This window comes from Lapillicoccus sp. (genome assembly GCF_046595215.1).
Classification (GTDB): Bacteria; Actinomycetota; Actinomycetes; order Actinomycetales; family Dermatophilaceae; genus Lapillicoccus.
On the sequence record NZ_JBKJPP010000122.1, the window covers coordinates 1 to 9,362 of the forward strand.

The 9,362-nt window shown below is 70.2% G+C and carries 10 protein-coding genes; 4 read left to right on the top strand and 6 right to left on the bottom strand.

Annotation, left to right across the window (positions count from 1 at the left end; genetic code table 11):
• Positions 1 to 95: 95 nt before the first annotated feature.
• Entirely contained in the window at positions 96 to 635 is a 540-nt protein-coding gene (locus ACLL9L_RS09790; protein WP_411284472.1) for a hypothetical protein, read from the bottom strand.
• Between ACLL9L_RS09790 and ACLL9L_RS09795 the strand changes: the two genes are divergently transcribed.
• Positions 576 to 1,049 (top strand): 2'-5' RNA ligase family protein, encoded by a 474-nt coding sequence (locus ACLL9L_RS09795; RefSeq protein ID WP_411284463.1) that lies wholly within the window; start codon positions 576 to 578, stop codon positions 1,047 to 1,049. The genes ACLL9L_RS09790 and ACLL9L_RS09795 overlap by 60 nt on opposite strands.
• A 95-nt stretch (positions 1,050 to 1,144) precedes the next feature.
• Here the strand turns inward: ACLL9L_RS09795 and ACLL9L_RS09800 are convergent, their stop codons facing one another.
• From ACLL9L_RS09800 to ACLL9L_RS09810, 3 genes are all read right to left on the bottom strand, one after another.
• On the bottom strand, positions 1,145 to 1,540 hold the full coding sequence (locus ACLL9L_RS09800) for a type II toxin-antitoxin system VapC family toxin (protein WP_411284464.1): 396 nt from the start codon (positions 1,538 to 1,540) through the stop codon (positions 1,145 to 1,147).
• Between the two features lies 1 nt (position 1,541).
• Entirely contained in the window at positions 1,542 to 1,763 is a 222-nt protein-coding gene (locus tag ACLL9L_RS09805) for a type II toxin-antitoxin system Phd/YefM family antitoxin (protein ID WP_411284465.1), read from the bottom strand.
• 86 nt (positions 1,764 to 1,849) lie between these two features.
• Entirely contained in the window at positions 1,850 to 3,307 is a 1,458-nt protein-coding gene (locus ACLL9L_RS09810; RefSeq protein WP_411284466.1) for a threonine/serine exporter ThrE family protein, read from the bottom strand.
• 37 nt (positions 3,308 to 3,344) lie between these two features.
• Here ACLL9L_RS09810 and glpK point away from each other — a divergent pair, with 37 nt between their 5' ends.
• The 3 genes from glpK to ACLL9L_RS09825 all read left to right on the top strand — a co-directional run bounded on the left by glpK (position 3,345) and on the right by ACLL9L_RS09825 (position 8,173).
• Positions 3,345 to 4,877, top strand: a complete 1,533-nt coding sequence (gene glpK, locus ACLL9L_RS09815) for a glycerol kinase GlpK (RefSeq protein WP_411284467.1) — start codon at positions 3,345 to 3,347, stop codon at positions 4,875 to 4,877.
• Positions 4,878 to 4,892: 15 nt separating this feature from the next.
• Positions 4,893 to 6,608, top strand: a complete 1,716-nt coding sequence (locus ACLL9L_RS09820; protein ID WP_411284468.1) for a glycerol-3-phosphate dehydrogenase/oxidase — start codon at positions 4,893 to 4,895, stop codon at positions 6,606 to 6,608.
• 65 nt (positions 6,609 to 6,673) lie between these two features.
• Positions 6,674 to 8,173, top strand: coding sequence for an aminopeptidase P family protein (locus ACLL9L_RS09825; RefSeq protein ID WP_411284469.1), 1,500 nt, complete (start codon positions 6,674 to 6,676; stop codon positions 8,171 to 8,173).
• A gap of 107 nt (positions 8,174 to 8,280) precedes the next feature.
• Here the strand turns inward: ACLL9L_RS09825 and ACLL9L_RS09830 are convergent, their stop codons facing one another.
• Together ACLL9L_RS09830 and ACLL9L_RS09835 are read right to left on the bottom strand one after the other, a co-directional pair.
• The gene (locus ACLL9L_RS09830; protein WP_411284470.1) at positions 8,281 to 8,862 is read right to left on the bottom strand and encodes a general stress protein; all 582 of its coding nucleotides are present in this window, start codon (positions 8,860 to 8,862) and stop codon (positions 8,281 to 8,283) included.
• A gap of 115 nt (positions 8,863 to 8,977) precedes the next feature.
• Positions 8,978 to 9,362: acyl-CoA dehydrogenase family protein (locus ACLL9L_RS09835; RefSeq protein ID WP_411284471.1), on the bottom strand; the 385-nt coding region annotated here is incomplete at its 5' end.

The following is a 9,362-nucleotide window of genomic DNA, read 5'->3' on the forward strand; positions in this document are numbered from 1 at the left end:
CGGTCATGGCGTCGGTCATGGGTCAAACCTTGCCACGCCCACCGATCGGAGGTGACCTTCAATGTCCTGGCAGACGATCCGCCTGCGAGACGGCTTCACTGCCCGAACGAATATCGCAGATCGGCGTTGATCAGCTGGTTGAGGCGGTTGCGCAGGTGCCCAAGTAGCGCGTCACCGGGTGCCGGTTCCTCGACGAGCAAGGTCCAGCGCAAGTCCGTGCCGTCGCCGCTGGGCGGAAGATCGAAGCGAACCACCGCGTCAGATCGTTTGAGCCACAGCGACGACCAGACGACGAGCTCCGGTTCGTCGCTCCGCATGACTCGAGGCCGGACCTCGTCGTCCAGCAGGTGCAGCCACGGTCGCGCCCCGGCGCGGTCAGGCTGAGTAAGGGCCGCGAAGACAACGGGCGGCAGCGCCGGCTGATTGCGCCTCCTGCTACCGGCCTCGATCATCTTGAGAATCCTAATCGCCACCACAATGTCTCCTACGCAGACGGCGATCATCTCCCCGCGCCGAGCGCTGGCCCTCTGGTAGACGAGCACCGCCATTATCTCGACGCGACTGCCGCCTGACGTGTGCCCGCCCATCTGACTGTTCTGTACCCCGTTCGTCCAGCCAGCCAGGTCGATGACCACCTCATCGCCACCTTGGCCGCAGTGCACAGTCATGTGGCCGCTTTCGACTGCCGCTTCGCGCGCACGCAGTGGTTCGGTCAGGACGTGCTGTGGCTGGACCCCGAACCCGCCCGCCCGTTCCGTGACCTCACCGCCGCGGTCTGTGACGCCTTCCCCCATCACCCTCCCTACAGCGGCGCCTACGACGAGGTGGTCCCACACCTGAGCATCGCAGAGCGAAGGCTCGGCAGCCTTTCCGAGGTCCAGGCAGCGGAACAGGCCGTGCAGACGGGGCTGCCGCTGTCCACGCACATCGAGGAGGTCCTGCTGATTGCCGGCACGCAAGCCCCCAACTCCTGGCGGGTCCTGTACGAGTTCCGACTCGGCGCAGGAAGCAACAGATCCGCTGATCGATCGGCTGACGGGACGGCCTGAACGCCTGGCCGAGGACGGGCCCGGACGGGACGCCGAGATCGATCGGGCGTCAGCGAATGTTCGTGTGTCTCCCTTGATCCGGACTGATCCGGCGGTCAGATGGCGATCACGTCGACGAGGTCTTCAAGTCCTGTGAAGTCATCGCCGTTGCGTGTGTACAGATCGAGGCCGTTGGCGTGTGCCGTAGCCGCGATCAGCAGGTCTGCGAATCGGCTGCGCGGCTTCCGTCCTGCGCGGACGACGGCGGCGACCACCAGTCCGTAGCTGCGCGCGGCCGCGCTATCGAACCGGAGCGGCTCCATAGTCGCCTCGACTTCCTGCAGCCTCGCCTGCCGCTTCGCCCGTTCGGCGTGGGTGGCGGCAAGGTGCGGTCCGGCCGCCAGCTCGGCCGCGGTGATCACGGAGATCGCCATCTGGTCCGGCAACGCTGCGGCGACGACCGGGTCGTGCCAGTCGATGACGACCGAGGTATCGAGTAGCCCGGACGTCATGTCACAGTCCCTGGTCGATCACATGGTCGAGGTCGGCGCGAAACTGATGCCGGTCGATTCGCACGCCGGCGGGCGCCAGCGCCGTGACTTCCTCGCGGGCGACGAAGGTGCGGCGACCGGCCCGGAGCGGCCGAAGCTCGGCGACCGGCTCGCCGTTGCGGGTGACGACGAACGTCTCACCGGCCGTCACGGCCTCGATCACCTTCGCGTTGTCGTTGCGCAACTCCCGCTGGGGTATGGTCCGCGGCATACTCCGACTGTAGCAGGATGTGCGACAGTATGCGACAGCGGGCGTCCTGGCACACCGGCTCAGGTGGTGCGGCCCTGGGCGCCCGGGGCGCTGCGCCGGCGCCGCCCGGACCGGGAGTCCAGGATCAGCCGGGCGAGGTAGGTGCCGAGGGAGACCCCGGCCGCGAGCCCCATCCCGACCCCCGCGGCGCCGAGGAGGGTCCCGAGACCCTGGTAGAGCCCCGGCCCGCCCGAGTCGGAGACGGTCTCGAAGATCCCCTGGTAGACCGCCCGACCCGGGAGCAGGGGCACGATGCTCGCGGTCGTGACCGCGAGCGCGGCGAACCGCAGCCGGCGCGCGACGAGCTGGGTCGTGAACCCGACGATCAGGGCGGCGATGGCGCTCGCGGTGGGACGTCCGGCGTCGAGCGCGCTCATGAGCAGGTAGCTGGCCCACCCCGCGCCACCGGCCAGCGCGGCGATCGCGGCGCTGCGCACCCCGGCGTACGAGGAGATGGCGAAGGCGGCCGCAATGACCGCCGAGGCGAGCACCTGCGCCCATCCACTGGCGTCGCTGCGGGATTCGGACGTGATCGTCATGAACACCCCGAGCCGGTGCGCCAGGGCCAGGACGACGGTGATGCCGACGACGATGCCGAGCGTGAGGACAAGGACCTCGAAGGCCCGCGCTCCGGCCGTGACGTAGAACCCCTCGATAGCGTCCTGCGCCGAGCCGACGACCGAGAGTCCGGCGAGGAGCACGACGATGCCCGACGCGACGACGAGCGAGGGCAGGATCCCCTGCAGGTAGCCCGTCTCCCGCTGCACGAGCGAGATGAGGACGGCCACGACGGTCGGGATCGCCGACCCCACCGCCTGGGTGAAGAAGGCCGCGATGCCGACCCGACCGAGGCGGTGCTGGACGAGGTCGACCGCCGCCGAGGTGAGCAGGCTGAGGACGACGATGAGCGGGCCCGCCCCGACGAGGGTCGAGACTCCGGCGGCGAGGACGCCCACGGCCAGCGTGACGACCCAGCGCCGGAAGGGATGGGGCGCGCTGATGACGGAGTCGAACCGGACGCGTGCGTCCTCGACGTCGATGGGAGTGCGGACGAGCTCGCGGACGAGCTCGCGCAGGCGCTCGAGGCGGGTGAAGTCCTGGATCCGGGTGCGCACGACGCGCATGACGGTGATCGGCTCGGCGCCCGGGCCGCGGTGGTAGGAGACGGTTACCGAGCTGAAGGTCACGTCGACGTGCACCGACCTCAGGCCGTAGGACGAGGTCAGTTGCAGCACGGTGCCAACGACGTCCGCGGCCGATGCGCCGGTGGCGAGCAGGGCGACGGCGGCCCGCATCGCCAGGTCGATCACCGCGCGGGCGGTGTCCCGCTCCACCCCGTCCGGGCCGGTCCAGACGGGAATGCCGACTGTCGGGGGCCCGGTCGGGCGCACCGCGTGGGCGGTCCGGCTGCGCAGCGAGGACCCGGCAACCCGGCTGGAGCGGGGTGGGCGCAGCGGCGGCGGCTCGGATCCGGACACGGCCCAACTCTGGCAGATCGTGTGGCAGCCTGAGGGCATGGCTGATTTCGTCGGTGCAGTCGACCAGGGCACCACGAGCACAAGGTTCATCGTGTTCGACCATTCCGGTCGCGAGGTCGGTCGCCACCAGCTCGAGCACGAGCAGGTCCTGCCCCGTTCAGGGTGGGTCGAGCACAACCCGCTCGAGATCTGGGAGCGCACCCAGACGGTCATCGGGTCGGCGCTGTCGCGCCTCGGGCTGCGGGCGAGCGACCTCGACAGCCTCGGCATCACCAACCAGCGCGAGACGACCGTGGTCTGGGACCGGCGCACCGGCCGCCCTTACCACAACGCCATCGTCTGGCAGGACACCCGCACCGACAGCATCGCCGCGGCCCTCGACCGCGACGGCCGCGGGGACGTCATCCGGCACAAGGCGGGTCTGCCCCCCGCGACCTACTTCTCCGCCGGCAAGGTCCAGTGGATCCTCGAGCACGTCGACGGGGTGCGCGAGGCGGCCCTGGCCGGGCACGCGATCTTCGGCACCACGGACACCTGGCTGATCTGGCACCTGACCGGCGGCCCCCGGGGCGGGCAGCACATCACCGACGTCACCAACGCGAGCCGGACCATGCTGATGGACCTGCAGACGCTCGACTGGGACGACGAGCTACTCGGGTTCTTCGACATCCCGCGCGAGATGCTGCCGACGATTCGCCCGTCGAGCGACCCGAGCCTCTACGGCCACACCTACGCCCACGGCCCCTGGCAGGGCGAGATCCCCATCGCCGGCGACCTCGGTGACCAGCAGGCCGCGACCGTCGGGCAGGTCTGCTTCGCCCCCGGTGAGGCCAAGAACACCTACGGCACAGGCAATTTCATGCTCCTCAACACCGGCGAGGAGATCGTCAGATCGGCCCACGGGCTGCTGACCACCGTCGCGTACCAGCTCGGGGACGCAAAGCCGGTCTACGCGCTCGAGGGGGCGATCGCCGTCACCGGCTCCGCGGTGCAGTGGCTACGCGACCAGCTCGGCATCATCAGTGGGGCGTCCGACATCGAACGCCTCGCCAGCCAGGTCGAGGACTGCGGCGGGATGTACTTCGTCCCCGCCTTCTCCGGCCTCTTCGCCCCCTACTGGCGCGCCGACGCGCGGGGCGCCATCGTCGGGCTCTCGCGCTTCAACACCAACGCGCACCTGGCCCGCGCCACCCTCGAAGCGATCTGTTACCAGAGCAAGGACGTCGTGGACGCCATGTGCAGCGACAGCGCCGAGCACGGCAGGCCCCTCGACCTCAGCGTGCTCAAGGTGGACGGCGGCGTGACGGCCAACGACCTCTGCATGCAGATCCAGGCCGACATCCTCGGGGTGCAGGTCAGCCGCCCGGTGGTCGCCGAGACGACTGCTCTCGGCGCGGCATACGCTGCGGGTCTGGCCACCGGCTTCTGGAGCAGCACCGACGAGCTGCGCGAAAACTGGCGGGAGGACCGGCGCTGGTCACCGCGCTGGAGTGACGAGCAGCGCGCCGAGGGGTATGCCGGGTGGCAGAAGGCCGTGCAGCGCACCCTCGACTGGACCGACATCGACTGACCTGAACGGAGACGGATGAATCCCCTGCCCCTGTCCCCCGCCGCTCGCACGGCGGCGATCGCGCACCTGGCGTCCAGCAGCGAGCACACCGAGCTGGACGTCCTCGTGATCGGCGGCGGCGTCGTCGGGACCGGCAGCGCCCTCGACGCGGTGACCCGCGGCCTGACGACCGGGCTCATCGAGGCCCGGGACTTCGCCTCGGGCACGTCGAGCCGCTCGAGCAAGCTGATCCACGGCGGCCTGCGCTACCTCGAGATGTTCGACTTCCGGCTCGTGGCCGAGGCGCTCCAGGAGCGGGGCCTGCTGCTGACCCGGCTCGCGCCGCACCTGGTGCGCCCCGTGCCGTTCCTCTACCCCTTGACCCACCTGGTCTGGGAGCGGCCCTACGTCGAGGCGGGCCTGACGCTCTACGACTCGATGGCCCGCGTGTCGGGGGCCTCTGCCGGCCTGCCCTGGCACAAGCACCTCACCCGGCGTGGCGCCCTCAAGGTCGCCCCCGCCCTGAAGAAGTCCGCCCTGACCGGTGCGGTCCAGTACTACGACGCCAAGGTCGACGACGCCCGTCACACGATGGAGCTGGCCCGAACCGCCGCGACCTACGGCGCGCACGTCGCCACCCGGGTGGCGGCCGTCGGCTTCATCCGCCAGGGCGAGCGGGTCACCGGGGTGCGGGCCGTCGACAAGGTCACCGGGCGCGAGTTCGAGATCCACGCCCGCCAGGTCGTCAACGCGACCGGGGTCTGGACCGACGAGACGCAGGCGATGATCGGCGAGCGCGGCCAGTTCCACGTCCGGGCCTCCAAGGGCATCCACCTCGTCGTGCCCCGTGACCGCATCCACTCCACGTCCGGGATCATCCTGCGCACCGAGAAGTCGGTCCTGTTCGTCATCCCCTGGGGCCGGCACTGGATCATCGGCACGACGGACACCGACTGGAGCCTCGACAAGGCCCACCCCGCCGCGACATCCGCCGACATCGACTACCTCCTCGACCACGTCAACGGCTTCCTCACGACACGGCTGACCCACGCGGACGTCGAGGGGGTGTATGCCGGGCTGCGGCCGCTGCTCGCCGGCGAGAGCGACGAGACGTCGAAGCTCTCCCGCGAGCACGTCGTCGCCCACCCGGCGCCCGGGCTCGTCGTCGTGGCCGGGGGGAAGTACACGACCTACCGGATCATGGCCCGGGACGCGATCGACGAGGCCTCGCGCGCCCTCGGCGGATCGGTGCCCGACTCGACCACCCAGGACATCCCCATGGTCGGCGCCGTCGGATACCAGGCCGTCTGGAACGGCCGCTCGGCGATGGCCAGGCAGGCGGGGCTGCACGTCGAGCGGGTCGAGAAGATGCTGCTGCGCCACGGCGTCCTCACGAGCGAGGTCCTCGAGCTCATCCGCGAGCGGCCCGAGCTGCGCGAACCGCTCCCCGGCGGCGAGGACTACCTCAAGGCCGAGATCGTCTACGCCGCCTCCCACGAGGGTGCCCTGCACCTCGACGACGTCCTCGCCCGGCGCACCCGCCTCTCGATCGAGACGTGGGACCGTGCCGTGGGCGCCTCCCGGGCCGCCGCCGAGCTCGTCGCGCCGATCCTCGGCTGGGACGCCGCGACGATCGACAACGAAGTGGAGCACTACCAGCAGCGGGTCGAGGCGGAGCGCGTCTCGCAGACGATGCCGGACGACTGGTCGGCCGACGAGGCCCGGCTCCAGGCCCCGGACATCAACGGCTGAGGCCGCGGCCCCGTGCAGGACACCACTCGGCATACGGGGTCCCTCGGCCGTGGCACCATGTGCAGGTGAGCGAAGAACAGCAGCAGAGCGAGAACCGCGCCCGCCCCACCACCGACGAGTTCCGGGAGTTCGTCAAGTCCGGCTGGGCTGCGCGATCGAGCACCTCGCCCGAGCGGGCCGAGGTCGCCGCGTACGCCGAGCGTCGGCGCGACGCGGTCAGCGACCGCTTCCCCGGTGAGCGGCTCGTCGTGCCCGCCGGCGGCCTCAAGGTGCGCAGCAACGACTGCGACTACGTCTTCCGGCCGCACAGTGCCTTTGCCCACCTCACCGGGTTCGGGAGCGACCAGGAGCCCGACGCCGTGCTCGTCCTCGAACCGCGCGCCGAGGGCGGTCACGACGCCGTGCTCTTTTTCCGGCCGTGGGGGGGCCGGGACTCGGACGAGTTCTTCGGCGACACCCGCTACGGCGAGTTCTGGGTGGGGCCCCGCCCGAGCCTCGAGGACATCGAGGCGGAGTTCGGCCTGGTCGCTCGGCACATCGACGAGTTCGCCGACGCCGTCGGCAAGGACGCGGGGCAGGTGACGGTCCGGGTCGTCCGGGATGCCGACCGCGACGTCGCGGGACAGGTCGACGCGGCACGTAGCATCGCCGCCGCAGAGGCCGAAACCTCCACGGCGGCAACGGATCTCGACGACGAGCTGGCTGCCTTCCTCTCGAGTCTGCGACTGGTCAAGGACGAGTGGGAGATCGACCAGATGCGGCAGGCCGTCGCCGCGACCCACACCGGGTTCGAGAAGGTCATCGCCGGGCTGCGCGACGCCGTGTCGAACGGCCGGGGCGAGCGGTGGGTCGAGGGTGTCTTCGGCCTCCACGCCCGGCACGAGGGCAACGGCATCGGCTACGACTCGATCTGCGCGAGCGGCGACCACGCCACAACGCTGCACTGGATCAGGAACACCGGTGAGGTCCGCGAGGGCGAGCTGCTGCTGCTCGACGCCGGGGTGGAGGTCGAGTCCCTCTTCACCGCCGACATCACCCGCACCCTGCCGGTCGACGGCATCTTCACCGAGGCCCAGCGCACGATCTACGACGCGGTGTATGCCGCGCAGCAGGCGGGCATCGCCGCGGTCCGGCCCGGCGCCAGGTTCTCCGACATCCATGACGCGGCGATCCGCGTCATCGCCGAGCACCTGCACGCGTGGGGCCTGCTCCCCGAGGGAGTAGACGTCGAGGCGACCCTGGACAAGGAGCACGGGCAGTACCACCGTCGGTGGATGGTCCACGGCACGAGCCACCACCTCGGCATCGACGTGCACGACTGCGCCCTCGCGACCCGGGCGGACTACATGGACGCCGAGCTGGTCCCGGGGATGATCCTCACGGTCGAGCCCGGGCTCTACTTCAAGGCCGAAGACGACCTCGCCCCGGAGGCGTTCCGCGGTACCGGAGTCCGGATCGAGGACGACGTCCTCGTCACCGCCGACGGCCACGAGAACCTGTCTGCGGCGATGCCCCGCAGCTCTGACGAGGTCGAGGCCTGGCTGGCTGGCATCCGGCGCGGCTGACCCCCGGACCGCCCCACCCTGCCGGCTCTGCTGACCCCCGACCACCTCGCACTTCGCAGAGTTGTCGCCCGGAGAGGGTTACAGCTCTCCGAGATCCCCCGTGGGCCTCAGACCGGCGCGCCCCCGTCGGAGCGGTCGGTGATGTTCGGCCCGGCTCCGCCCTGGCCCGAGGCCGCGCCACCGGGGAATCCCGCCGTGGCGACGCCGGCCTTGGCCAGGATCTCGCGCGCCCGGAGCGCGTGCTTGTGCTCGACGAGCACCTCGTACTTGCTCGGGACGACCTGGCTGACCGACATGAAGTCGCGGTGCCCCCCGGTGGCCGCATAGGTGATGGCACCCCAGACCGCACCGAAGATCGCCCCGAACACCATCGTCGACGCCACCAGCGAGAAGACGTTGTTCTGACCGGCGAAGAGGGCGAAGATCAGCCCGACGAACAGCCCGAGCCAGACGCCGGAGAGCGCCCCACCGATGAGGGCTCGCCCCCACGTCAGTCGTCCGGTGATGCGCTCGAGCTGCTTCAGCTCGGTGCCGACGATGAGGCAGTTCTCCACGGGGAACTGGTTGTCGGACAGGGTGTCCACGGCCTTCTGCGCATCCTCGTAGGCATCGAACGTGCCGAGCGACATGGGGTACTCGAGTGCCAGCCTGGCGCGGACGGCACGGAGGGTGCCCGGTTGCATGCTCATGGGGCCAGTCTCTCAGACGGGACGGCTCGACGGAGACGGGCGGGGCCGTGATGACGGGCTGTGCCGGATCGTGACCTGTCGACGTCTGTCTCGTCGTGATCCGGGGGTGCCGCCGCTAGATCTTGTAGTCCTCGAGGAGGCGCCGCCCGATGATCATCTTCTGGATATCGGCCGTGCCCTCCCCGATGAGCAACATCGGCGCCTCGCGGTAGAGGCGCTCGATCTCGTACTCCTTGGAGTAGCCGTAGCCGCCGTGGATGCGGAAGGAGTCCTCCACGACCTGTGAGCAGTACTCGGACGCAAGGTACTTGGCCATGCCTGCCTCGAGGTCGTTGCGCTCGCCGGAGTCCTTCTTGCGGGCGGCCTTGACCATCATCTCGTGACCGGCCTCGACCTTGACCGCCATGTCGGCGAGCCGGAAGAGCACGGCCTGGTGCTCGACGATCTTCTTCCCGAAGGTCTCACGCTGCTGCGCATAGGCGACTCCGAGCTCGAAAGCC

Coding starts and splice junctions, on each gene's coding strand:
- ACLL9L_RS09800 (WP_411284464.1), bottom strand. CDS start 1,540: ATGACGTCCGGGCTACTCGATACCTCGGTCGTCATCGACTGGCACGAC.
- glpK (WP_411284467.1), top strand. CDS start 3,345: ATGGCTGATTTCGTCGGTGCAGTCGACCAGGGCACCACGAGCACAAGG.
- ACLL9L_RS09820 (WP_411284468.1), top strand. CDS start 4,893: ATGAATCCCCTGCCCCTGTCCCCCGCCGCTCGCACGGCGGCGATCGCG.
- ACLL9L_RS09830 (WP_411284470.1), bottom strand. CDS start 8,862: ATGAGCATGCAACCGGGCACCCTCCGTGCCGTCCGCGCCAGGCTGGCA.